The 23,078-nt window shown below is 60.7% G+C and carries 20 protein-coding genes; 9 read left to right on the top strand and 11 right to left on the bottom strand.

What is annotated here, in order from left to right; translation table 11 throughout:
• The first annotated feature begins 2 nt into the window (after positions 1-2).
• The 4 genes from P8S53_RS18945 (at position 3) to P8S53_RS18930 (ending at position 6,453) form a co-directional block, all read left to right on the top strand.
• Positions 3-890 (top strand): NAD(P)/FAD-dependent oxidoreductase, encoded by an 888-nt coding sequence (locus P8S53_RS18945; RefSeq protein WP_277806874.1) that lies wholly within the window; start codon positions 3-5, stop codon positions 888-890.
• Positions 891-1,726: 836 nt separating this feature from the next.
• Positions 1,727-2,887 (top strand): efflux RND transporter periplasmic adaptor subunit, encoded by a 1,161-nt coding sequence (locus tag P8S53_RS18940; protein ID WP_277806873.1) that lies wholly within the window; start codon positions 1,727-1,729, stop codon positions 2,885-2,887.
• Complete coding sequence (locus P8S53_RS18935; RefSeq protein WP_277806872.1) at positions 2,887-5,982, top strand: efflux RND transporter permease subunit; 3,096 nt, start codon at positions 2,887-2,889, stop codon at positions 5,980-5,982. Before P8S53_RS18940 ends, P8S53_RS18935 begins: the two co-directional genes overlap by 1 nt.
• 54 nt (positions 5,983-6,036) lie before the next feature.
• On the top strand, positions 6,037-6,453 hold the full coding sequence (locus P8S53_RS18930) for a VOC family protein (protein WP_277806871.1): 417 nt from the start codon (positions 6,037-6,039) through the stop codon (positions 6,451-6,453).
• A gap of 191 nt (positions 6,454-6,644) precedes the next feature.
• On the opposite strand, the gene P8S53_RS18925 is transcribed toward P8S53_RS18930, so the two are convergent.
• From P8S53_RS18925 to P8S53_RS18915, 3 genes are read right to left on the bottom strand one after another with little or no spacing between them, the layout of a single operon-like run.
• The gene (locus P8S53_RS18925; RefSeq protein WP_277806870.1) at positions 6,645-8,840 is read right to left on the bottom strand and encodes a xanthine dehydrogenase family protein molybdopterin-binding subunit; all 2,196 of its coding nucleotides are present in this window, start codon (positions 8,838-8,840) and stop codon (positions 6,645-6,647) included.
• Positions 8,837-9,826, bottom strand: coding sequence for a xanthine dehydrogenase family protein subunit M (locus P8S53_RS18920; protein ID WP_277806869.1), 990 nt, complete (start codon positions 9,824-9,826; stop codon positions 8,837-8,839). The genes P8S53_RS18925 and P8S53_RS18920 overlap by 4 nt, the downstream gene beginning before the upstream one ends.
• On the bottom strand, positions 9,823-10,344 hold the full coding sequence (locus P8S53_RS18915; RefSeq protein ID WP_277806868.1) for a 2Fe-2S iron-sulfur cluster-binding protein: 522 nt from the start codon (positions 10,342-10,344) through the stop codon (positions 9,823-9,825). Before P8S53_RS18915 ends, P8S53_RS18920 begins: the two co-directional genes overlap by 4 nt.
• 249 nt (positions 10,345-10,593) lie before the next feature.
• On the opposite strand from P8S53_RS18915, the gene P8S53_RS18910 reads away from it, so the two are divergent.
• From P8S53_RS18910 to P8S53_RS18895, 4 genes are all read left to right on the top strand, one after another.
• Positions 10,594-11,766, top strand: coding sequence for a PQQ-dependent sugar dehydrogenase (locus tag P8S53_RS18910; protein WP_277806867.1), 1,173 nt, complete (start codon positions 10,594-10,596; stop codon positions 11,764-11,766).
• Positions 11,767-11,893: 127 nt separating this feature from the next.
• The gene (locus tag P8S53_RS18905) at positions 11,894-12,694 is read left to right on the top strand and encodes a formate/nitrite transporter family protein (RefSeq protein ID WP_277806866.1); all 801 of its coding nucleotides are present in this window, start codon (positions 11,894-11,896) and stop codon (positions 12,692-12,694) included.
• Between the two features lie 217 nt (positions 12,695-12,911).
• Positions 12,912-13,109: a CsbD family protein gene (locus P8S53_RS18900; RefSeq protein WP_277807272.1), complete on the top strand. Its 198-nt coding sequence runs from the start codon at positions 12,912-12,914 to the stop codon at positions 13,107-13,109.
• A gap of 72 nt (positions 13,110-13,181) precedes the next feature.
• Positions 13,182-13,550 carry a hypothetical protein gene (locus P8S53_RS18895; protein WP_277806865.1) on the top strand — a complete coding sequence of 123 codons (369 nt, stop codon included), beginning with the start codon at positions 13,182-13,184 and terminating at the stop codon, positions 13,548-13,550.
• A 349-nt stretch (positions 13,551-13,899) separates the two neighbouring features.
• Here the strand turns inward: P8S53_RS18895 and P8S53_RS18890 are convergent, their stop codons facing one another.
• The 6 genes from P8S53_RS18890 to P8S53_RS18865 all read right to left on the bottom strand — a co-directional run bounded on the left by P8S53_RS18890 (position 13,900) and on the right by P8S53_RS18865 (position 21,142).
• On the bottom strand, positions 13,900-14,349 hold the full coding sequence (locus tag P8S53_RS18890; protein ID WP_277806864.1) for a cytochrome c: 450 nt from the start codon (positions 14,347-14,349) through the stop codon (positions 13,900-13,902).
• A 1-nt stretch (position 14,350) separates the two neighbouring features.
• A complete protein-coding gene (locus P8S53_RS18885) occupies positions 14,351-15,952 on the bottom strand; it encodes a flavin monoamine oxidase family protein (protein ID WP_277806863.1) in 1,602 nt (533 codons plus the stop codon).
• A 4-nt stretch (positions 15,953-15,956) separates the two neighbouring features.
• Complete coding sequence (locus P8S53_RS18880; RefSeq protein ID WP_277806862.1) at positions 15,957-17,384, bottom strand: cytochrome c; 1,428 nt, start codon at positions 17,382-17,384, stop codon at positions 15,957-15,959.
• Positions 17,385-17,584: 200 nt separating this feature from the next.
• Positions 17,585-17,899, bottom strand: coding sequence for a hypothetical protein (locus P8S53_RS18875; protein WP_277806861.1), 315 nt, complete (start codon positions 17,897-17,899; stop codon positions 17,585-17,587).
• Positions 17,896-20,481, bottom strand: coding sequence for a cytochrome c oxidase subunit I (ctaD, locus tag P8S53_RS18870; protein WP_277806860.1), 2,586 nt, complete (start codon positions 20,479-20,481; stop codon positions 17,896-17,898). The genes P8S53_RS18875 and ctaD overlap by 4 nt, the downstream gene beginning before the upstream one ends.
• Positions 20,474-21,142: a cytochrome c oxidase subunit II gene (locus tag P8S53_RS18865; protein ID WP_277806859.1), complete on the bottom strand. Its 669-nt coding sequence runs from the start codon at positions 21,140-21,142 to the stop codon at positions 20,474-20,476. Before P8S53_RS18865 ends, ctaD begins: the two co-directional genes overlap by 8 nt.
• A 63-nt stretch (positions 21,143-21,205) precedes the next feature.
• Here P8S53_RS18865 and P8S53_RS18860 point away from each other — a divergent pair, with 63 nt between their 5' ends.
• Positions 21,206-21,736, top strand: coding sequence for a DUF2231 domain-containing protein (locus P8S53_RS18860; RefSeq protein WP_277806858.1), 531 nt, complete (start codon positions 21,206-21,208; stop codon positions 21,734-21,736).
• On the opposite strand, the gene P8S53_RS18855 is transcribed toward P8S53_RS18860, so the two are convergent.
• A complete protein-coding gene (locus P8S53_RS18855) occupies positions 21,691-22,218 on the bottom strand; it encodes a CopD family protein (protein ID WP_277806857.1) in 528 nt (175 codons plus the stop codon). The genes P8S53_RS18860 and P8S53_RS18855 overlap by 46 nt on opposite strands.
• Positions 22,194-22,946, bottom strand: coding sequence for a cytochrome c oxidase assembly protein (locus tag P8S53_RS18850; protein ID WP_277806856.1), 753 nt, complete (start codon positions 22,944-22,946; stop codon positions 22,194-22,196). The genes P8S53_RS18855 and P8S53_RS18850 overlap by 25 nt, the downstream gene beginning before the upstream one ends.
• Between the last annotated feature and the right edge of the window lie 132 nt (positions 22,947-23,078).

Below are 23,078 nucleotides of genomic sequence, written 5' to 3'. Positions count from 1 at the left end.
ACATGCACGATGTGATCGTAATTGGGGGCAGTTATGCCGGAATGGCGGCGGCCCTTCAACTGGCGCGCGCGCGCCGCAAGGTTCTGGTGATCGACGCGGGCCATCGCCGCAACCGTTTTGCCAGTCATTCGCATGGTTTTCTGGGGCAGGACGGTGTTGATCCTGCCCGGATCTGGGCAGATGCCCGCGCGCAGCTTGATGTCTATCCGACCCTGCACTGGGTCGAGGGCAATGCAAATGCGATCTCAGGCCGGAAAGGGCAGTTCGAGGTCTTGACCACGCGCAACGAGGAATTTTCGGGTCAGCGTGTTTTGCTGGCAACGGGGGTATCAGATCAGCTGCCCGACATTGCTGGCCTGCACGAGCGTTGGGGCGTATCGGTATTCCATTGTCCCTATTGCCATGGTTTTGAATTGGATCAGGGGCATATTGGCGTTATCGCCAGTGCGCCGATGTCCATGCATCAGGCGCAATTACTGCCGGAATGGGGAAAGGTTACATTCCTCACAAATAATGTCCTGACGCTGGACGCGGCACAGCGCAGCGATCTGGGCAGGCGCGGGGTAACAATTGAAGAAACGCAGATTATGCAGGTTACGGGCAATGCGGATGTTGAACTGCGCGACGGGCGATGCCTGTCATTTGCCGGGCTTTTCATTGCCACACGCACGACCCCCGCAAGCCCGCTGGCTGAAGCCGCAGGTTGCACGCTGACCGAGTCGCCGATGGGCACGCAGATCATGACGAGCGAGAGCAAGGAAACCAGCATTCCCGGCATTTTTGCCTGCGGTGATGTCGCACGCGCGCCGCACTCTGTGTCATTGGCGGTCGGCGATGGCGCCTGGGCCGGTGCACAACTGCATCGCTCGCTGGTCTGGGCCGATGGTTAAGTCGCGCGGCAGGCGGAATTGGTGCTTGGTCTGTTGATGTTGCTCAACACATGACCTTCCACCCTGAAAATGCGTCAAACGGGGCAGCGCATCGAAATGCCAACGATGGGCGGAAATACTAGGATGGCGGGCAGGGATGGTGGGCGCAGCAGCCGCTTTGGGTGTTGGCCTTCGCGGTCGTGCTGGCGGGCTTTGTCGCCGTCGTGGGACGGTTTGAAGATTCAGACGGTTCCGCGCCGCGACCAGAGTCGGGCGGTCGGGGCGCTACCCTTTCAGGGATTGTGCTGATTGGATGCGGCGTTTCGGTTTTTTTGTGGCTGGGGGTGGCGGATATGCCGGCAGCGCTGTCTTTGGTCTTTTTGGTGCTCCTTCTGGCGGGCTCGCGTATTCTGGGTGGGTTCGGTCGGCCCAGCAAGGGCTGAGAACGGCAGGCACTGGGCCGACAAATATTGGCCGGTTCTGTCCCCTAAGCTGAAAACATCGTGCAAGTGGTAACTTCGGAATAAAGGGAACCTAAGCCCGCGCAATCGAGTTCTGACAACAAGATGCGTGCAGGCGGTCCGTTGCGTTAGCGCTGAAGGGTTCGGGTTTAACCCCTGCGAAGGAGTGATCTGCCATGTCGTCTGGCTTGAGGTTGGAAACAGGCTGAAGTTTGTTGCGCCAGCCGCAGGCTGGAATCCTCGTGCGTGATCACGGGCGCACGGGGGCCCGCTGTCACGTTTGTGACAGACCACTTGCCATGCCTTGGCAACGAACGATGCGCAAGTCGCTGAATGCTGGATAAGCTGATGTCTTGTGAAATTCAATTTGTGTGACATGTGGAGCAGAGTGAGACGATGCGCAGATTGATCAACCCGACATCGGTCGTATTTGTCGCGATCATACTGGTCATCGCCGTGTGGATCGGACGCGGCATGCTGTTCCGTGAGCAGGTGCAAGCACCGGAACCGGAGGATGAACGGGTGCCACGCGTTGCAGCAAGCTGGAGCGAGGCCGAGGACATCACGCTTGAACTGGTGCTGTACGGGGATGTGGAACCGGTTCAGGTCACTATTCTACGCGCGCGTGTGGACGGGATTATCGAAGAGATTGCCGCGCAAGGCAGTCATGTGTCGCGCGGCGACCGCGTCGGGCGGGTGTCGGCTGATGACCGCACGGCAAGGCTGGCGCGGGCCGAAGCGCAGGTCGCGTCTGCCAGTCGCGACTATGATGCGGCGCGCGGACTTGCGGATCGCGACATCGGCACCGAAGCAGAAGCGCAGGCCCGACGCGCCGAGTTGGAGGCCGCACGCGCCGAGTTGCAGACCATCGAACTGGAAATCGCCAATACCGAACTGACCGCACCCATAGATGGCGTCATTAACGAGGTTATCACCGATATTGGCAGCTATGTCAGTGTTGGCGGGGAAGTTCTGGAAGTGGTGGATAATGCGCGGCTGATTGCGTCGGTGCAGGTTCAGCAAACGGCCATTCAGGGCATCCGCACAGGGATGCCGGCGCTGGTGCGCTTTATCGGTGGCGGCGCGCAAGAGGGGGAAGTGCGCTTCGTTTCCGCAGTGGCAGATGCGGCGACGCGCACCTTCCGCGTCGAGGTGGAAATGGACAACAGCGATGGCGCGCTGCCTTCGGGCTTAAGCGCCGAGGTCGTTCTGCCGTTCGAGACTGTCAGCGCGCACAGGGTTTCACCGGCGCTGGGGCGTCTGGATGAACAGGGCCGGCTGGGCGTGCATGTGGTGGATGATGACGACCGGATTGCGTTCCTCCCTGTCGAGGTGGTGCGCGCCCGCGGCGATGGTGTCTGGATCACCGGCCTGGCGGACCGCGCGCGGATCGTCACCATCAGTCAGGGCAGCCTAGCGCCCGGCCAGCGGGTCACTGTCACTGAGACGCCCCCCGAATATCTGGGCGATATACCCGACAATGATGCCGCACCCGCCGAAGTGCCGCACGAACCGGAGGCCGGTTCTGAAAATGCCGCCCCTGCGGAGGATGACTGATGCATGGGCTGATCAACGCGGCCTTCAGCCGCATGCGGACAATGCTTTTGCTGCTGGTGCTGACCCTGCTGGCTGGCGGATATTCCTATGTGACCATCCCCAAAGAGGCGACGCCCGAAATTGATATTCCGGTGTTTATTGTGAATGTGTCCTATTCCGGCATTTCGCCCGAAGACAGTGCAAGACTGCTGGTCGAGCCGCTGGAACGGCAGTTTCAGGGATTGGCGGGATTGCGCGAGATGCGCGCCGACGCGGGAGAGGGGTTCGCCCGCATGACGCTGGAATTCACGCCGGGCTTCGATCAACAGACAGCCCTGCAAAGCGTGCGCGATGAAGCCGACAATGCGCAGCCCGCGCTGCCCGCTGGTGCCGACCCGCCTGTCGTCAACGAAGTTGACATGTCGCTGTTCCCGATCCTGACCGTGGCGTTGTCGGGCAATGTGCCGGAGCGCGAGTTGATTGCGATGGCGCGCGAATTGCAGGACCGGGTTGAGGGACTGACCGGCGTGCTGGAGGCCAATCTGAGTGGTGCGCGCGATGATCTGATGGAAATTATCGTGAACCCGCTGGCGATGCAGTCTTATGGTTTGTCCACACAGGAAATAAGCCAGGTTGTGCAAAACAACAATCAGCTTGTTCCTGCCGGTGCCTTCGACACCGGCGCGGGGAATATAGGGGTGGCTATTCCGGGCACTGTGGAAACGGTGGCGGATGTGTTGACCATGCCTGTGCAGGTCAGCAACGGCACCGTAGTGCGCGTTCAGGACGTGGCCGAGGTGCGCCAGACATTTCAGGACCCGGTCAGTTTTGCGCGCCTTGACGGTCAGGCAACCATCGGGCTGGACATATCAAAGACTGCAGGCGCCAATGTCATTGATACCGTGGACGCAGTGCGCGCAGCGGCCGAGGATCTGCGTGGCGACTGGGGTGATGCGGTGCAGATCAGCTTCCTGCAGGATCAGGCCGAAGACATCCAGACCCTGCTCAGTGATCTTGAAAATAATGTCATTGCGGCGGTGCTGCTGGTAATGCTGACCACGCTTCTGGCGCTTGGGCTGCGCGCGTCGCTTCTGGTCGCCGTGGCAATCCCCGGTGCATTTCTTGGCGGTATTCTGGCTATAAACCTGTTCGGTTTCACGCTTAACATCGTGGTGTTGTTCGGCCTGATCCTTGTGGTGGGTATGCTGGTTGATGGCACCATCGTTGTCGTGGAACTGGCAGAGCGCTACCGCGCCGAGGGCTTTTCGCAGCGAGAGGCGTTTCTGAAGGCGGCGCAGCGTATGTCCTGGCCGATTACGGCGGCTGTTGCAACCACGCTGGCGGTGTTTGTCCCGCTTCTGTTCTGGCCGGGCATCGCGGGGCAGTTCATGTTCTACCTGCCTGCTACCGTCATTGTCACGCTCTCGGCCTCGCTGTTGATGGCGCTGGTCTTTGTGCCGCTGATCGGCTCGCTTTACGCGCGTCGGGTGTCATCATCCGGGGTGTCGGACTCGGCGGCACGTCCGGCCTTTTATGACCGCATACTGACCTATGTTATCGCGCGGCCGGGTTTTGCGCTTGGCGTCAGCCTGCTTGCGCTGGTGGTGTCTTTTGCTGTCTATTCCGCCCTTGGGCGCGGGGTCGAGTTTTTTCCCGCTGTGGAGCCGGACCGCGCGCAGGTCCAGATAGAAGCCGACGGTAACCTTTCGGTGCATGAGGCGGACCGTCTGGTGCGGATGGTGGAAAACCGCATCATCGGCATGGATGGCGTCAACACTGTCTATGCGCGCACCATCGGGACTATTGAGGAGCGCCTGCAATCCAATCTTGCCCCAAACACCATTGGAACGTTACAAATCGATTTCACCGACTGGCGCATCCGCGCCCCGGTTTCCGAGATCATCGACACAATGCGTGCCCGCACGCAGGAGCTTCCGGGCATCCGTGTGCTGGTCGAAGCACAGGAAGCGGGGCCGGGAGAGGCGCGACCAATCCAGATAGAGGTCGCGGCGCAGGACCGTGCGCTGTTGCCCGATGCCGCGCGCCGCCTGCAACGCCTGATGGAACAGCGTGGCACGTTCACCGACATCACAAGCGACGTGCCAGACCCCAGCCCCGAGGTTCGCATTCAGGTCGACCGCGAACAGGCCGCGCGCTACGGCGTCGATATCGACACGCTGGGCAGCACTGTTCAGCTTCTTACGCGCGGTGTCACGCTGGGCACCTATCTGCCCGCATTTGCCCCAGACGAGGTTGATATACGCCTGCGCTATCCGGCAGAGGAGCGCACCTTCGCCCAGCTTAGCACTCTGCGTATCGCGACACAGGCCGGTATGGTGCCGATCGCCAATTTTGTGACCATTACCGCCGCACCGGCGTCGCCGGTGATCACCCGTGTCGACGCGCGCAATGTGCAGACCATCTCGGCGGGTATCGCGGCAGGCACCACTGTGGCCGAGGAAATCGCGGTGCTACAGCGTATCATCGATGCAGAGGATTTCAACGACGGGGTCGACATCCGTTTCGCAGGCGAGATCGAGGACCAGCAGGAAGCGATAACTTTTCTGATCACCGCGTTCATCGTCGCTGTCTTTTTGATGTTCGCCATCCTGCTGACCCAACTCAACAGTTTTTTCCAAAGCATTCTGGTGTTGTCAGCGATCATTTTTTCACTGGCGGGTGTGCTGCTGGCGCTGGTCATCCGCCAAGAGGCATTTTCGGTGGTGATGAGCGGGATTGGCATTGTCGCGCTGGCGGGGATCGTGGTGAACAACAACATCGTGCTGATTGACGCCTATAATGAACACCACGCAAACGGCTTGCCGCCGGCAGAAGCTGCCTTTCGGGCGGGTGGAGAGCGGTTCCGTCCGGTGCTGCTGACCGCCGTGACCACAGTGGTCGGATTAATGCCGCTGGTGTTGGGGCTGACGGTGGATTTCTTCGGGCGGGATCTGTTTGTCGGGGCGCCGTCGGGGCAGTTCTGGGTTCAGCTGTCCACGGCCATTGTGGGCGGACTGGTGTTTTCCAGTGTCATCACGATCCTGCTGACACCTGCGCTGCTGGCGTGGGACGGCAACCGTCGCGACAAGCGGGCAGGGCGCGATGATAGACTTTAATGTGCTGCGACAGGCGTAGTTTTATCTGCAACCACAAACGAAAGAGGTTCAACCATGCCAAAGATACATTCCATCCTCGAAACGGCGCTTTATGTCGATGACCTTGAGCGCGCGACCGCGTTCTATGAGGGTATCATGGGTCTGCCTGTTCTGCATGCAGATGACAGGATGTGCGCCTACAATATCAATGGCCGCAGCGTGCTTTTGTTGTTTGTTCGCGGTGCCACGACCGAACCTGTTCACACACCCGGCGGGGTGATTCCGCCACATGACGGGTCTGGACAGTTGCACATAGCCTTTGCCGTCACGCCAGATGAAATGCAGCCATGGCGTGCACATCTGGCCGCGCATGGCATAACCATAGTGGGGACATCTGACTGGAAAAACGGCGGGCATAGTCTGTATTTCCGCGACCCTGACGGGAACCTTCTGGAACTTGCCACAACACCGGGGGTTTGGGACGGTTTTTGAGGGGGGGCGTTTCTGCGCGAGCGGCAGACAAATGTCGCCACTCAACGCCCCAAGCCGCCGATGGCCAGCTGCACGGGGATATATGCGATATAAGCTGGCTAACGTGTGTCGTGTTCCGACGGATCTAGCAAGGGAGGGGGAGGCAGGCCTTGCCGTGCTTCGTTCCTGTCCGCAGGTCTGGCGTGCCCCCGTCAATCGGGCAGGTGTGGGAGTATCTTGTCCAGCGTTGCGGGATAGCTGCGTATGCGAATACCCGTTGCGTTATGGATCGCGTTCAGAACGGCAGCGCCCGCGCCGGAGATACCAAGCTCGCCTATACCCTTTGACTGGATGGGGCAGGCCATGTCATCGCGATCTTCAAGCAGATGCACCTTAATCTGCGGGCAGTCGCGGTTTACCGGCAAGTGATATTCGGCAAGATCGTTATTGACCGGATGGCCGTCGCACGGATCGAACATCATCTCCTCTGTCAGGGCCGCGCCGATGCCCCAGATCATACCCCCCTGACATTGTGAACGCGCGGTCTTTTCGTTCAGGATACGCCCGGCGGCGAAGGTGCCAAGCATTCTGCGCACGCGGGCCTCGCCTGTTATTCTGTTCACACCGACTTCCGCAAAAAAGGCACCATAGGATGCCTGGCTTGTCTGCTTGCTGGTCGCGCCCGGTTCAAAATGGCCTTCTTCGGACATCAGACCGTCCGGTAGCATCTCTTTCAAGGGGACCCTATGGTTTGCACCGATGGCAACGCCGTCCTTCAGCGTAAGGTCTTCCGGGGCGCAGCCCAGACGTTCTGCAAGCCGCGCGCGAAGGGTTTCGCAGGCCAGAAACACGGATGAGCCTGCGGACGATGCCCCGTGAGAGCCGCCTGATCCTGCCGAAGGCGGCAAGTCTGTGTCGCCAAGGCGAACCTCGACTTGCGCCAACGGCAAACCCAGCATTTCAGCGGCAATCTGGCCAAGGATTGTATATGTGCCGGTGCCGATATCGGTCATGTCCGTCTCGACCAGCGCGATGCCGTCGGACCGCAGCGTAACGCGCGCGCGAGAGGCAGAGACCATGTTGACCCGCGCAGCAGCCGCCATGCCAAGACCGATCAGCCATTCGCCTTCGCTGCGCTTCCCTGTCGCGGGGTTGCGGGTTCCCCAGCCAAAGAGGCGCGCACCCTTGTCCATACAAGCGGCAAAGCGCCGTGCAGAGAATGGAATGCCCGTTTCGGGGTGCCGTTCGGGGATGTTGCGCTTGCGTAACTCCACAGGGTCGATGCCAAGTGTCTGGGCCAACTCGTCCATAGCCGCTTCCAGCGCAAGCATTCCCACCGCCTCGCCCGGTGCGCGGACGGAACCGGCACAGGGGCGGTTCACCCGCACCAGTTGCTGCGCCATCCGGCGGTTCGCACCGGAATAAAGAAAATGCGTGGACTGCGCTGTCGGTTCGCTGAAACTCTCGCCCGGCAGGTTATAGACGCGATCTTCGTGGCCGATAGCGCTCAGGTGTCCCTGCGCATCAGCCGCCAGGCGCAGCCGCTGGCGCGTGGCCGTGCGGTGGGTGGTCATTGTAAAGGCCTGCTTGCGCGTCATCATGACCCTGACGGGCCGACCCAGCGCGCGCGCTGCAATCGCGGCGGCCACCGCCTCGGGCGAGATGCCGAGTTTGGAGCCGACCCCCCCACCCACATAGGGCGAAAGTATCCGCACCTGTTCGGGCGCAATGCCCAGTGCATCGGCAAGTTCCGCCCGGTTGTATTTGAGCATCTGGAATGCGCCATGCAGCGTAAGGCATCCATCCGTCCATTCTGCAACCGAGGCGTGCAGTTCCATTGCTGCCGCGTGGTGCGGTGCTGTCGTGTAAATCTGGTCCACGGTCGCGTGCGCCTGCGCCATGGCGTGGTCGAAATCACCCTGCTCCAGTTTGTGCGCGTCGGGTCGTTCAATCGTTGTCGCCGCATCAGGGTCAACTTGCGCTGCAACTTCATCATAGTGCAGCCTGAAGCTGGCGGCGGCATGGCGGGCCTGTTCCAGATTTTCAGCCACAACAAGGGCGACCGGCTGACCATGATAGAACACGTCCGTCACACCTTGAACAGGTGCCTTTCCGGCGCCGCCCTGTGCGGGGTTGCGCAGGAACCGTTCGTCCGCAAAGACGCCCAGCACGCCGGGCAGGGCGTGGACCGCATCATTGTTCATTCCGATAACGCGGCCTTGGGCGATAGTCGCGCGCACCAGCACGCCCTCGGCCTGATCGGGAAGCGCACGCTCGGCTGCATATGTTGCGCGGCCAGTGACTTTAACCGGCCCTTCCACACGATCAAGCGGAAGGTGGATCACACCTTGCGCCATCTGATCCAGCAGGCGCGGACAGGGAGCGTCCATCTTGAATTTGGTGCTCATGTCGGCATCTCCGAGCGTGTTGCATCGCGCAGCGCGGCTTTCAGCACCCGGCGCGTCAGCGGTATCTTGAAATCATTGCTGCCCGCCCCCTTTGCGTCGCGCAGCAATATGTCAGCCGCGTGATCGAACAGCGCCTCGGATGGGACTTCGCCTGTCAAAACCTGCTCGACCAAGGGGTCGCGCCACGGTTTGTGCGCCAGCCCCCCGATCGCAAGCGCGACGGACGCAATGCGGTCGGCCTGCATTTCGATCACGCTGGCCAGCGACACCAGCGCAAAGGCATAGGACGCGCGGTCGCGCACCTTGCGATAGTCCTGACATCCGGTCTTGGCGGGCGGCAGGATGATGGCGGTCACCAACTCCCCCTGTGCAAGGTCGGTCTCTTGCTCGGGGGTGCCGCCCGGCAGGCGGTGCAGATCCGCAAGCGGGAATCGCCGCTGTGCGCCGTCGGGGGTTTTCGTCTCAACCTCGGCGTCAAGGGCGCGAAGGGCCACGGCCATGTCGCTGGGATGTGTGGCGATGCAATGCGCGCTTGCGCCCAGAACTGCATGAATGCGGTTGACGCCGGTGATGGCACCGCATCCGCTTCCCGGTTGGCGCTTGTTGCACGGTTGAGAGGGGTCGTAGAAATAGTAGCAGCGCGTGCGCTGTAGCAGGTTCCCGCCCGTTGTGGCCTTGTTGCGCAACTGCGGCGATGCACCCGCAAGCAGGGCACGCGCAAGAACCGGATAATCGCGCCGGACGCGGTCGTCCGCAGCCAGATCTGCATTGGTGACAAGCGCCCCGATCCGCAGCCCGCCTTGCGCCGTGCCCTGAATTCCGCGCAGATCAAGCCGCGAAATATCGACCAGACGCTGCGGTGTCATCACCTCATGTTGCATAAGGTCAATCAGGTTTGTCCCGCCAGCGATGAAGGCCGCGCCACTTTGGGCGGCCTTGCCTGCCGCGGCAATAGTATCAGGGCGGACGTAGCCAAAAGGTTTCATTCGGCGGCCTCCGCGTTGTCCGGGTCTGCCACCTCGCGGATTGCATTGTTGATACCCGTATAGGCCCCGCAACGGCAAAGATTTCCGCTCATACGTTCGGATATTTCGACATCAGACAGATGAACCGGCCCGTCAAGTGTTGGGGAAACGTGGCTGGGCCAACCGTCAGCCACTTCGCGCAGCATTGCTGTTGCTGACGTGATCTGCCCCGGCGTGCAGTAGCCGCATTGATAGCCGTCGTGTTTCACAAAGGCGGCCTGAAGCGGATGCAGCGCTTCGGGGGTGCCCAAGCCCTCGATTGTGGTGATGTCGCACCCTTCATGCATTACGGCCAATGCAAGGCAGGCATTGATGCGCCGACTATCGAGCAGAACGGTGCATGCCCCGCATTGCCCGTGGTCGCAACCCTTCTTGGTTCCTGTCAGGCGAAGATGGTGGCGCAGCGCGTCAAGAAGCGTTGTGCGCGGATCGATGTCGAGCGGGTGAACTGCGCCGTTAACGGTTAATTCTACGCGCATGGATTTTCTCCAGGTGGTGTTGTGCTCAAGGCTTGGGCGGTCACAACCGCCTTCATATCAGGAACGTTTATAGGTGGCCGAGGTTCCCTTGAGCCTGAGGCCCGCAGCGGCAATGCGGTGCGTAGAATCCCGCGCGCGGTCCGGGTTCACCCGTGTCGAACTTGCGGTGCGTGTTCGCAGAATGATGGAACAATTCCGAAACGGATAAGTTGGATTGCGCGCTAGACACTGCTTCGTAGGAGATTTTCAATGACACCACTCATGCGCGCAACGCTGGTTTCCCCACTGGCTATTTCAATGGCCTTTCCTGTCATTGCGGAATATGGGTCCGTTGAATCAGACCTGTATACCCTTGAGGTGGAGACTATCGCCGAAGGGCTGGAGCACCCTTGGGGTATGGTTTTCATTTCCGACGACCGCTACCTTGTGACCGAGCGTAACCCCGGCACCATTGACGGTGACCTGTCAGACGTCATCTGGCAGGCAGAGGATCTTTTCCGCCCCGAGGGCGAGACCGGACGCAGTCAGGCGGGCCTGTTTGATATAGTGCAGCATCCGGAGTTCGATGAAAACGGCTGGGTCTATATCAGCTATTCGCGGGAAACTGATCACGGGGCGGCCGTTGTCGTTGTTCGCGGCACGGTCGCCAATGACGATGGCGATATCCGGATAGAGGATATCGAGGATATCTTCGTCATGAAGGAAGAAGATCAGGATGCCAGCGCGCTGCATTTTGGCGGTCGCATGGCCTTTGACCCTTCTGACAATTCCCTGTTCCTGACCATCGGAGAGCGGCGCAACATTTCGCGCGCGCAGGATGCCACCGATCAGGCGGGGTCTGTCCTGCGCATGACGGATGAAGGAACCCCGCATGACGACAATCCCGAATTTGCAACCGACGAGGAAGACGAAGACCCCGGCGAGCCTGATCCTTACCTTTATTCCATCGGGAACCGGAACATTCAGGCGCTTGGCGTGCACCCGACAACGCAAGAACTGTGGTCATCGGACCATGGCCCGCTTGGCGGGGATGAAATTAACCTGATTGAAGCTGGCAACAACTATGGCTGGCCCCTTACCACTGGCGGCAGCGATTATTCGGGTGCGCCCCTGGGCGTAGGGACGGCCATGGAAGGCATGATCCCGGCGGTTCACATCTTCGAGGACACGGTCGCGCCGTCCGGGCTTACCTTCGTGCCTGTCGGGACGGAGTTTGCCGAATGGACAGGCGACATGCTGATCGGCGGCCTGGTGACCGAAGGCATCGTGCGCGTGCGACTTGAGGAAGGCAGCGTCGCGGATGATGAATTCATCGAGATCGGTCGCCGCATCCGGGACGTGCAGGTGGGGCCTGATGGCGCGCTATGGGCGCTGACGGAACATGAAGATGGCGAAGTCTTGCGGCTGACACCGGAGGGGTGACAAGGCGGAACCTCATTTCTGGAGGGTGACATGCTGCATTCCACTGCTGCAAGCCAAAGCTGGGCCTTTGCCGCAATCGTGCAAGAATACGTTCAGATCAAGTCCGCCGCGGACCGCGAGGCGCAGGATGGCTGAAGTATCCAAGCTTCCGGAACCCCCCGACCTGACAACGAAGGTCTTCGCAGAGGTTGCAGACAAGGCGAAGTTGCCGCTGGGTTCAATGATCGTGCTGGGTGTTTTGGCAGGGGTCTATGTGGGGTTGGGCGGATTGTTTGCGATTATCGCGCTTGCAGGGGCGGATGGGCTGCCATTTGGTGTCGCGCAGGTGTTGGCAGGGGTGGTCTTCTCGCTTGGTCTGGCCCTGGTATTGATTGCCGGTGCCGAGTTGTTCACCGGCAACACCCTGATGACAGGGCCGATCTATGCAAAGGACCTCGCGATGCGCGCTGCGGCGCGTGCTTTGCTGATCGTGTGGCTTGCGAACCTTGCCGGTTCCCTCCTGCTGGCGGTGGTCGTAATCGGGGCCGGTGTGCATGAGGCAGGCGAGGGGGCCGTGGGTCGCGCGGCGCTCGACCTCGGACTCACAAAAGTCGGGAAGTCCTTTGGCACCGTGATTGCCAGCGGCATTCTAGCCAACATACTGGTCTGTCTGGCGGTCTGGATGGCCTTGGGCGGCCAGACGGTTACCCAGAAATTCGTAGGCCTGTTGCTGCCCATAGCGGCATTCGTCGCCGCAGGGCTAGAGCATTCCGTCGCCAATATGTATCTTCTTCCTTACGCCTATCTGGTTCAGATGGTGACAGATGTCTCGGCTGCGCAAATCTCGTTCTTTGGCATTGTGGCCAATCTGGTGCCCGCAACAATCGGGAATTTGATCGGGGGCGCCCTTGTGGCACTCGCCTATGCGCATGTTTATGCGAAAAGATAGCTGATGGATCACAAGTGTTGGCTTGGCCAGGATTGTGCACTCCGCTGACGTGAATCCTTCCTTGAGGTTCGTCCAGACTCGCCGGATGGCGGAAATGTTCCTGAATTTCTCGCGAACCGGTCTGATACGGGTGGTGGATTTTTTCTGCGCCGAGGCGGAACACAAGCGCCCTGTTTCTGGTTAGCAGCATATCCTGAAGAAGCGGAAAGGGCGCATGATGAATGATGATAAAATTGCAGGCAAATGGAAGCAACTGAAAGGCGCGGCCAAAGAGCAATGGGGCGAGCTGACAGATGATGATCTGGATCAGGCTGAAGGCAAGCGTGACAAGCTTGTCGGCAAGATTCAGGAAAGATACGGCGTCGCCAAGGAAGAGGCCGAAAAAGAGTTCGATGACTGGGCCTTCAGAATGTGAGAGCGAACTCGGCATGGCCATCTGGCCATGCTGTCCTTGTTGAAGCCTACCGGAAATGCCGAAGGAGGTAATATGGCAGAGCAAGCAGCCAACAGAAAGAAAGACAGCACGGAAGGCCCCGCGAAAAAAGCGGCACAAACGACAGAGAAATCTTATGAAGAGTTGAAAGCGCAAGTTGACGCCCTGAAAAGTGACGTTGCAGAGCTTTCGGCAACCGCGCTCAGGGCAGGGGAGCATTCCATGCGCGATACGGTCGCGCGCGTGCGCAAGACCGGCCGCAAGGCGGCGGACGGCGCGAGCGAGCAGATGGAATACGCCGCAGATCATGTCGAGGGCGTACTGGAAGATGCCGAAGCCTTTGCGCAGGAGCGCCCTGCTGTCGCACTTGCCCTTGCTGCAGGCGCTGGGTTCCTTCTGGCCAAAGCCATGTCGCGGCGTTGATGCTGTCTGTTCTCGCAGCAGGAAATCAAGGCGCTGCTCGATTGGCACAAGCGCCGCGCCCTTTTGGGAGTGGCGGGGCTCATTTTGCTGAGGATCGTGGCAGGGTTTCTGGTTGCCGCGATCTGGATGGTCATCGCGGCTGAGTTTTCCCCTGTAATTGCAACGCTTGTATGTGCGGCTCTGTTTCTTGGGTCTGGGCTTCTTGTCTTGGCATTGGGCAGGACGCGACCAAAACCAGAGGTGCCGTCATTTGAAGGGCGCAGGCGCGCGCAGTATTCTGCGCTGATCGAAGCGCTGCTCTTTGGTCTCATCACTTATCAACGGGTTCGCCAGAAGCGTGGATAGGTGCTCAATCCGCGTCCTCGGGTGGGCGCAGGGCCTCTACCTGTTCAGGGGTTATCGGGTCGGGGTAGGTGTTACCAAAATGTGTGCGCACATAATTTGTCACGGCCGCAACCTGCGCATCCGACATCATGTCACTGAAACCCGGCATTCCGTGATACCCGGTCAGGATAACGCCTGCGATAAAATGTTTTGAAATCATCTTGGGATTATCCGCAAGGGGCGGATGCGCGCCTGCCCCCGCGTCGCCCTGTCCGTCTTCCATATGGCAGGCCTGACAGGTGGTGCGGTAAAGCGCCTCTCCCTCTGTCTGGGTGAATTTCTCGGAATCCTCTGAAAAGCGTTCCAGCAGGCTATCAATGTCAGTTACTTCGGATGGACCGGCGGCTTGCTGAGCCTGCGATCCGGTGGCCGACAGGAACAACGCGACAACTGCAAGAAGGGGTCGGGTCAACATTTTACGCGTTCTCCCTTTCATCCAGACGCCTGATCGCATCAAGCGCCGAGAGCAGCGACCCTTCCAGCCATGCCGGGATATGCGAGCAATGTTCGCCCGCCAGCACCAGCCGGTTGTCGATTTCGCACAGCGTCTTGTAGTGCACATCGCGCAGGTCATCAGTCCATTCGCCGTAGCAGCCCAAAGACCAGTCCACGCGGTGCCACACCCAGGATGTGCCGGACATGAATTCGGCGTCATATTGCGGATGGATATGGCGACCCAGCGCAAGGGCCGCATCAATGCGTTCCTGCGGGGTCATGCTGGACCATGAATAGGTGAAATTGCGCCCCGCTGTCGCCGTGTCATACGCCGCCTGCAAGACCGCCGGTCCTTCGGACAGGAACCCGTAATTGGGATATGCAATCTGAACCAACGGCAGATCAGTATAGCTGATCCCGCCCATGATCCAGTCATCCTGTTCCCAGAACCGGCGCCTGAATTCCAGCGCAACCTTGAAGGCAGACGCATACGGCACCGCCGCAATCGCCTTGCGCAGCGCATCCGAGCAATCGACATCAAGCTGCACCAGTACCGACAGCGGGATGGTGCAGATGCACCAGTCGGCACTTTCCTGACGCACCGTGCCGCCGCGACCGCCATCCTCGTAGGTGACGGTCACACCATCGTCGTTCTGCGCTATTGTGGTGACGCGGGCATTCAGCTGGATCACATCGGCCACTTCGCGCGCGAAGGCGTCCGAGATTCTGTCCATACCCCCCACCGGCTCGAACATAGGCGGCTCGAACCGGTAGCCGTGGAAGTTGAACAACTGGTCCCAAAGCCCTGAATGCAGCAGCGGCGACAGATCGATCGGATGCGAAGGCTTCTTTTCCGCCATCAGCCCGCCACCGGGGCGGATTTCCCAGCCGCGGACCTCGCCCAGATCGTCGCTGACGCGGTAGCTGTAATCGCTGTCCAGAACCCCCCATTCCTTCAGGCCCTCCAACAGCTTTTCGCGGTCCTCAAGGTTGACGGCTTCATCCAGTCCGCCTTGGTTCAGCGATTTGGCCAGCAACTCGGACACATGACCGCGCATATCCTTCTCGACATGGCCAATGCGCTGCGGCTGGCCACCAAATGCGCTGGAAGAATGCAGATAGGCCTTGTTGTTCTTGTTGATGAAGGGCTGCATCTGCACACCCAGCCTTTGGCAATAGTCGAACACCGCGCGGTGATGTATGGGCAGCCGCCACGGGCCGGGGTTGAAATACCCGTCACCTTCGAAATCGCAGGTAATTTCATGCCCGCCCATTTCAGTATACCGGTCGCCGCCGCGCAGGGTCAGGCAACGCCCGCCAATGCGGTCCTGATATTCCAGGATTTTCACGGTATAGCCCGCGCGGCGCAACTCATAGGCCGCAAGCATACCTGCAACCCCGGCACCAAGGATCAGGACGCGACGCCCCTGTCGTGGCCCTTGCAGATCAAGCGCGCCACGATAGCCGGATTCGGCTGCAAACCCCAGGCTGGTCATGGCCTGATACATCGCGCCTGCCCCGGCAACCTGCCCGATCATCGCCAGCAATTGGCGGCGGCTTGGGGTGAAGGGTGTTTTGGCCATGCTCTCAACTCTCCTGCCGTTTGAAACCGCGCAGCCGTGCGCGCCACCAGAAAAACATTGTCCCCGCCACAATCAGCGCAAGCGCACCGATCAGCCCCGCCCACGCAGCCAGTTGCAGAATGCGCAACGGCGCGGGCATTTCTTCTTCATCCTCGCGGATGCTTGTGACATGCGCGGCGGTCAATGCGCTGTCCTGCCGCCCGCCGAAGGTGGCGCGGGTGTAATTGGCGATCATGGCAATCTGCGCATCGCTAAATTCGTCTGCAAACCCGGGCATTGCAGGCGCGCGGGCCAGCTTGCCTGCTGGCACCCCATGCAGAAGCACCTGCAAAAGATTGGTCGTATCCGCGCGACGAAGTGCTGCATTCTGGTTCAGCGGCGGATAATAGGCCTGCGGCTGGCCTTGCCCGGTGACGCCGTGGCACGCGGCGCAATGATCAAGATATAATTGCTCAGGTTCTGTCAGATCCTCGCGCGCCATGGCCGTGGCCATCTCAATGCGGATCTGATGATACTGATGCTGTGGCGTCACCCTCTCCCCCTCGGGGGGGATTACGGGCACGTCCTGAATGCCGCTTGCAATGGGGGGGATGGTTTTAAGATAGGCCGCAATCGCCGCAAGGTCGCCTTCTTCCAGGTGGCTGGTTCCGTGCTGCACGAATTCTGCCATCGGTCCCGCGGCCTGCACGACATTTCCGGCGTGCCCCTTGCTCAGATAGTCGATGATGTCCTGCCCGGACCATTCCCCGATGCCGCTGACCGGATCTGATGTCAGGTTCGGGGCCAGCCATCCGTCTATCACCTCGCCCGCAAGATACAGATCATCCTGCATGGCAAAGAAATCGTTACGCGGGGTATGGCATTCGCCGCAATGCCCCAGATGATTAACCAGATATGCGCCACGCGCCAGCACCGGATCATCATGTCGGGGCAGATCGCGGTCGTCCAGATACAGCCAGTTCCACGCGATCACCCCGGTGCGGATGTTGAAGGGAAAGGGCAGGTCGGTTTCGTTCTCAGGCGCCTCATCGACGGCGTCCTGTTCCATCAGCCAAAGGTAAAGCGCGTCGATATCCGCATCCGTCATGCCCCGATAGGACGCATAGGGCATGGCGGGATACAGGCGGCGGTCGGGGGCCACACCACGGCGCAGAACATTAGCCAGATCATCCCGGCTATAGCCCCCGATGCCGTAGTCCTGCGACGGGCTGATATTGCTGGCGACAATTGTGCCCATCGGGGTTTCGACGCGGTAGCCGCCCGACAGGTCTTCCTGGTGACATGACATGCAGCCTGCCGCCCGCGCGACATATTCGCCGTGCGCGGCATTGGGATCGCCGCTGTCGTCCGGTTCGGCAAGGGCTGTGGCCGCCAGCAAGATGGCCGCGACCGGAACGCCGGTCTGTGCAACGGCCCAAATACTTCCCTTCATGGGTATGCTGTTTTCGCCAATGGACAAGTTTCACCCCAAAACGTTTCACAACAGGTTGCGCGCCAAAGCGCGAAGCGCCGCCGCATTGCGCGTGCCAGCGCGGCAGCGTTCTGATTGCCAACACTTCAACTAACTTCACAAAACGCTCAATGTTCCGTGCGTTCGTGAAGAATATGGCGCAAGCGCCCGTGCCAGATCGCTTAGCAACTGCTTGTCAACGCAACCGGAAGTAATGAGAAAAAGGTCGCACCCAAACCGATCCATGCGCCAGCGCGCGGCAGCCAGTGCGCCAGCCGGTTTTCGGGCGCTGCCGGACGCGAGAGTAGCAGCCCGAGATTGGCCGACAGCGCCGCCAGCCAACCAGCCCAGAGTAAGAGGTGATGAAGGGTGATGAACCCTAACACATCGATCCCGGTCCAGCCCAGATTGCAGCCCGTGCCGTGCAGCGCATAGACGAGTGAGAAACCGAATGCCCAGATGATGGGTCCGGCGAGAAAGAGCCCGAGCCACTTCATCCCCATGCCCCCTGTCCGATCACGACAGCGGCCGAAATTGCGGTGATTGCTGCCGCGAAGTCCTGCCACAACCGCCAGCCGGGCAGGGCACCTGCATGCTCGGCGCTGATTTCGCCCCTGCGGGTCTGGTCCCATGCAAACGCGGCACAACCGCCCCCGATCAGCGCGTGCAGGCCGACATATCCGGCAAGCACCCCGCGCAACGCATCGCGGGCATGGCGCGTGGGGTCATCCATCCAGCCCCATGCAAGGGCTGTCAGCGCTGCAAGGGCAGCCAGATTGGCCGCAGCCCCCAAAAACGCAAGCCCGCCCACATTAAGGTCGCGTGGCTGTCTGACATCGGCGAGGCGCGCCAGCCCTGCCGCGACGATCATTGCGACAGCCACTGCCAGCACCAGAACCGCCGCCGCCCCCTGATCGGCTTGCGCTGGTGGTGCCGGCCAGTTGGCGGCCACCACATGCAAAAAGCCCACACCGAACAGAAGCGAGGCGAAGAATGTGCCATTTGCCAGCAAGAGGCAGACCACACCACTCCAGACAAGTGTGCGGCGACGCCGCGTCTGAACCGGCAACTCGATTCCCGGTGCAACGGGAATCGGCGCGTCGCCGGTGCGTATCACAAAACCGCGCACCCAGACCCAGATCAGCACCGCGACCACCACCAGTGACAGGGGCGTGAGTGTGTACAGCCCGGCAAGCATCAGCAGCACAAAACTGCCAATCGACGCCGACAGGGCCAGCGGTAGCGCGGTATTTCCGGGCAGAATTGCCACATGGTCAAGGCGCGCACTGCCAATGCTGGTGACAAGCAGTTCGCGCCGGTCGCGGGGCGCGCCGGGCAGCAGCCCCTTACCGCGCGCAAGCGGCACAAGCGTGGCCGAGGCCCCCGCATCGGCATGAAAACGGCTGGGCAGCGAGGCGAAATTATACGCGGGCGCGGGAAGCGGCATCGCCCAGTCAAGCGTCGGCGCGCCCCACACATTGCGCGGCACACGCTGGCCCAGCGTTGTCTGCAAGATCATATCCAGCAGAAATAGCGCGAAGCCTATGGCCATGACGAAGCCGAAAATCGAAGATGTAAGGTTCAGCCATATCCATTCGGGGTTCCCGGAATAAACATCAATCCGGCGGCGCATACCCAGAAGCCCGGTCAGGTGCATCAGAAAGAATGTGCCGTGAAAGCCTGCCAGGATGGTGAAGAACGCGGCTTCGCCCAGGCCCCTGACGCGGGTGCGGCCTGTGATCTGCGGCATCCAGTAAGCCCCCGCCGCCAGAAGCGGAAAGACGAACCCGCCGATCAGAACATAATGCAGATGTGCCACCACAAAATGCGTGTCATGCGCCTGCCAGTTGAATGGCACCACTGCCAGCATCACACCCGTCAGCCCGCCCATCACGAAGGTCAGGAAAAAGCCGAGGATGTAATACATCGGCAGTTCCAACTGCGGGCGCCCTTTCCACATTGTTGCGATCCAGGCGAATATCTGCACCGCAGTCGGAATCGCCACCAGAAGCGAGGCCGCCGAAAAGAAGGCGAGCGCCATATGCGGGATGCCCACAGTGAACATGTGATGCACCCAAAGCCCGAATGACAGGAACACCAGCGCCAGTATCGCCGCGACAATCGCGCCATAGCCCACGATATCGGTGCGGCACATCACCGGGATGATCGTTGCAAGTGCGCCTGCGGCGGGCAGGAAGATGATGTAAACCTCGGGGTGACCGAACAGCCAGAACAGATGCGCCCAGAGCAATGGATCGCCCCCGCGCAGCACATCGAAAAAGGGCCAGTCAAATGCGCGCTCGATCTCCAGCAATACAGATGCAAGGATCAGGGGCGGAAACCCCACCAGCATCATTGCCGATGTGCCCAGCATATACCATGCAAACAGCGGCATCTGCGTCAGCTTCATGCCGGGCGCGCGCTGGCGCAGGATCGTCACAGTGATCTCGACCGCTGCGGCCAGCGCTGAAATTTCCACAAAGGTCACGCCCAGAAGCCAGACATCGGCGTTGATGCCCGGTGAATAGGTGGCGCTGGACAGCGGCGTATACATGAACCAGCCGTCGCGCGGGGCCACGCCAAACAAAAGCGCTGTGATCATGATCAGCCCGCCGAACAGAAAACACCAATAGCCAAGTGCCGTAAGACGGGGAAACGCCATGTCGCGCGACCCGAGCATCTTCGGCAGCATGTAGATGCCCAGCCCTTCCAGCATCGGGATGGCGAAAAGGAACATCATGATGCTGCCATGCATCGTGAATATCTGGTTATAAAGCTCGGTATCCAGAAACGCGCCGGCAGGCGTGGACAACTGCGCGCGGATCAGCATTGCCAGAACACCCCCGATGGCAAAAAAAACCAGCGCTGTGCCCATAAACCGCAACCCCAGCGAGGTGTGGTTTACCGCCGTCACATGCCCCCACCAGCCGGGCGCGTTTGACCAGACGCGGTCACACTCGCGGTGCAACGTCAGCGCACGCTGCGGCGGATTGGGCGGGATGGCTGCGGCGGCGTCGCGCGGTTTCCGGTCGGTTGGGCCGGTATCTGCGGCGGCAGGGCTGGCGGCAAGGTCAGTCATCGGCCTGCTCCTCGAATGGTGTGACTTCGGCTGTGGCCGCGTCAGGGTCGGCAAGTGCTGCGTCCCAGTCATCGGCTGGCACTACCAGCACGTCGAATTCCATCGCGGTATGGCCGATGCCGCAAAACTCGGCGCACAGCCCGCCCAACCGGCCCGCCGCATCCGCGCGCAGGCGCAGCCGGTTGGTGTGGCCGGGGACCGCGTCCATCTTGCCCGCCAGCTGCGGCACCCAGAAGGAATGGATCACATCCTCGCTGGTGATCACTATATCAACGGGTTCTCCGGCGGGCAGGATCAGCAGGTCCACGGTTTCAACCGGGCCGTCAGGTCCGGGATGGGTGAACGCGAACCCCCACTGAAAGGCATGCGCGCGGATTTCCATCGCGCCGTCGTCGCGTGGCAGAATGCGCTCACCCACCCAGATCCCGGCGGCAAGCGTGACGCTGAGTATCGCCAGCGAGAACCACAGCCCAAGCCCGAATGTCCAGCGCCGCTCATTGACCACACGCGGCGCGCCAAAAGCCATCGCCACCAGAACGACCACCATCACGGTCAGCACGAACGAGGCCCCTGCAAACGCCCACCACAGCCATGCAATATCACGCGCGGCGGGACCGGCAGGGGCCAGCGCGGAAACATTACCATCGCACCCTGCAAGCAATAATGGAACCGCTACGGCCCCGAAACGCTTGATACGGTGACGCCCAGAAAATGGAGCACGCTCATGAGCCGCCCTGACGCCACAAGCAAGATTGAGTTCATTGACCCGGTGAATGAGAAGCGAGCGCTGCATCTGAAGGAATCGAAAATTGCGCTGGCCGGTCATCCGATCCATGCCATGCTTGTGGCTTTTCCCATAGCCCTGACGATGAGCGTGCTGGGCGCGGACCTGCTGTATTGGTGGACTGGGGACGTGTTTTGGGCCATTGCCGCTGGCTGGGCGGCGTTCGGGGCGTTTCTGATGGCCGTGCTCGCGGCAATTACCGGCACTGTCGAATTGCTGATGGTTCCGGGCATCCGCAATCGTGCGGCAAGCTGGACGCATTTTGTTTTGGCCATGACGCTTCTGTCGATTCTCGGGCTGAACTGGATGATCCGCATTGGCGCGCCAGAAGAGGTGATCCTGCCCCTTGGGCTGGCGCTTTCCTTTCTGGCGGCGGGCATGACAGCAATGACGGGTTGGCATGGTGGTAAACTTGTTTTTGATTATCAGATCGGGACCAAGAACGATGGCAGTTCGCGACCGAGTGGCTGACGCAGCCAGTCGGGCAGAAACCCGGCAAGCGGCGCGAGGTCGGGCTTGGCCAGAACCAGCCACAGCACCACACCCATCAGCCCGACCGCGCCGAAGAGGACCGGGATCGGGGTGGGCAGCCGGTAGGCCCCGTTTTCTTCGCCGGTCATTGAAACCATATGCCCGATCCATGCGTGACAGACGGCCATTCCTGCGACCGCCACAAGTTTGGCCATCATCCAAGGGTCGCGGATTTCCTGCATGAAAATCAGGACGATCCCGGCCCCGACAGCGATCACGGCGGCGGGTGTGACGAGTTCGACATAGCCGCGATGGGTAAGCAGCCGAAACTCGGAATATCCGGTCTGGGTGCGCACATTGGTGGCACGACCGTAGGCTTGTATAATGACAGGCAGTGCGATCAGGCCCGCGCACCAGACCACCAGCCCGATGACATGCATCGCCTTGAACAGCGCGATCATATGCGCGCCTCGTGTGTCCATGCCGCGCGCAGGGTCAATGCAGCAAAAAGCGCGAAGGGCAGCATTCCGGGCACCCACATCACAAGACCCGCAAGCTGTTGATCAGCCAGCGCGGTCAGGCCAAACGCTTCGGTATAGACCAGATGCTCAAGATAGAGCGGGCGGGGCGCGAAGGTCAGGACCGCACCTATAAGCCCCATCTGCCCTGCAAATGCAGCAACTGGTAAGGCGGAAGCGACCGCCCCGCCCAGCCCGCGACGGGGCGCGAAAACCGCGCTCCAGACTGCCCAGGCGGGCAACAGAAGGGTCGCCTGCATCGCCCAGTAAAGGGTCGGATGATCCCACGCGGCGGCGTAGATAACCGGCACATGCCAAGCCCAGAGTGCGACCGACAGCGCAAAGAACGCGGCACCCACCGGGATGCGACGCAGCGGCAGCGCGATGGCCAGAAGCGGTGCCATAAGGCCGATCAGGATCAGGTGGTGCAGTGTGCGGGCCGTGAAAAGCGCAACAGTCAGCGCGCAGAGCGGTGATATGAAGGCAACAACCGCAAGCCCTAAAGCGCCCGCAAACGCCCGTTGTCGGGTTGGCCCTGCCGTCGTCTGGTGCAGGTGGATAAAGCCAAGCCCTGTTCCAATCCCGATTGCTGCCCAAAGGACGGGGTCGAGATTCCATGCGAAAACAAGCGTCCCCGGATCTGGAGCAGGGCCGCAATAGGGCAATGCGTAAGGCGTTTGCGTTGAACTCACTTACCGTCCCTCGTTTTCGATGCAATGAACGCAACCATCCAAATGGACAGTTGTTCCACATCTGCGTTTGGTTTCATGACATCGGCTGCCGAAAAATACTTTAACCGGCGGGGGCGGACACAAGGCGGGATC

Origin of the sequence: Roseinatronobacter sp. S2 (assembly GCF_029581395.1) — a bacterium.
Classification (GTDB): domain Bacteria; phylum Pseudomonadota; class Alphaproteobacteria; order Rhodobacterales; family Rhodobacteraceae; genus Roseinatronobacter.
The sequence above is the reverse complement of the archived record's forward strand: the minus strand, read 5'-3'. Positions and strand labels throughout refer to the sequence as shown.

What these genes read in the sequence shown, in the direction of transcription:
- P8S53_RS18945 (WP_277806874.1), top strand. Translation starts at nt 3, where the DNA reads ATGCACGATGTGATCGTAATTGGGGGCAGTTATGCCGGAATGGCGGCG.
- P8S53_RS18940 (WP_277806873.1), top strand. Translation starts at nt 1,727, where the DNA reads ATGCGCAGATTGATCAACCCGACATCGGTCGTATTTGTCGCGATCATA.
- P8S53_RS18935 (WP_277806872.1), top strand. Translation starts at nt 2,887, where the DNA reads ATGCATGGGCTGATCAACGCGGCCTTCAGCCGCATGCGGACAATGCTT.
- P8S53_RS18930 (WP_277806871.1), top strand. Translation starts at nt 6,037, where the DNA reads ATGCCAAAGATACATTCCATCCTCGAAACGGCGCTTTATGTCGATGAC.
- P8S53_RS18925 (WP_277806870.1), bottom strand. Translation starts at nt 8,840, where the DNA reads ATGAGCACCAAATTCAAGATGGACGCTCCCTGTCCGCGCCTGCTGGAT.
- P8S53_RS18920 (WP_277806869.1), bottom strand. Translation starts at nt 9,826, where the DNA reads ATGAAACCTTTTGGCTACGTCCGCCCTGATACTATTGCCGCGGCAGGC.
- P8S53_RS18915 (WP_277806868.1), bottom strand. Translation starts at nt 10,344, where the DNA reads ATGCGCGTAGAATTAACCGTTAACGGCGCAGTTCACCCGCTCGACATC.
- P8S53_RS18910 (WP_277806867.1), top strand. Translation starts at nt 10,594, where the DNA reads ATGACACCACTCATGCGCGCAACGCTGGTTTCCCCACTGGCTATTTCA.
- P8S53_RS18905 (WP_277806866.1), top strand. Translation starts at nt 11,894, where the DNA reads ATGGCTGAAGTATCCAAGCTTCCGGAACCCCCCGACCTGACAACGAAG.
- P8S53_RS18900 (WP_277807272.1), top strand. Translation starts at nt 12,912, where the DNA reads ATGAATGATGATAAAATTGCAGGCAAATGGAAGCAACTGAAAGGCGCG.
- P8S53_RS18895 (WP_277806865.1), top strand. Translation starts at nt 13,182, where the DNA reads ATGGCAGAGCAAGCAGCCAACAGAAAGAAAGACAGCACGGAAGGCCCC.
- P8S53_RS18890 (WP_277806864.1), bottom strand. Translation starts at nt 14,349, where the DNA reads ATGTTGACCCGACCCCTTCTTGCAGTTGTCGCGTTGTTCCTGTCGGCC.
- P8S53_RS18885 (WP_277806863.1), bottom strand. Translation starts at nt 15,952, where the DNA reads ATGGCCAAAACACCCTTCACCCCAAGCCGCCGCCAATTGCTGGCGATG.
- P8S53_RS18880 (WP_277806862.1), bottom strand. Translation starts at nt 17,384, where the DNA reads ATGAAGGGAAGTATTTGGGCCGTTGCACAGACCGGCGTTCCGGTCGCG.
- P8S53_RS18875 (WP_277806861.1), bottom strand. Translation starts at nt 17,899, where the DNA reads ATGAAGTGGCTCGGGCTCTTTCTCGCCGGACCCATCATCTGGGCATTC.
- ctaD (WP_277806860.1), bottom strand. Translation starts at nt 20,481, where the DNA reads ATGACTGACCTTGCCGCCAGCCCTGCCGCCGCAGATACCGGCCCAACC.
- P8S53_RS18860 (WP_277806858.1), top strand. Translation starts at nt 21,206, where the DNA reads ATGAGCCGCCCTGACGCCACAAGCAAGATTGAGTTCATTGACCCGGTG.
- P8S53_RS18855 (WP_277806857.1), bottom strand. Translation starts at nt 22,218, where the DNA reads ATGGACACACGAGGCGCGCATATGATCGCGCTGTTCAAGGCGATGCAT.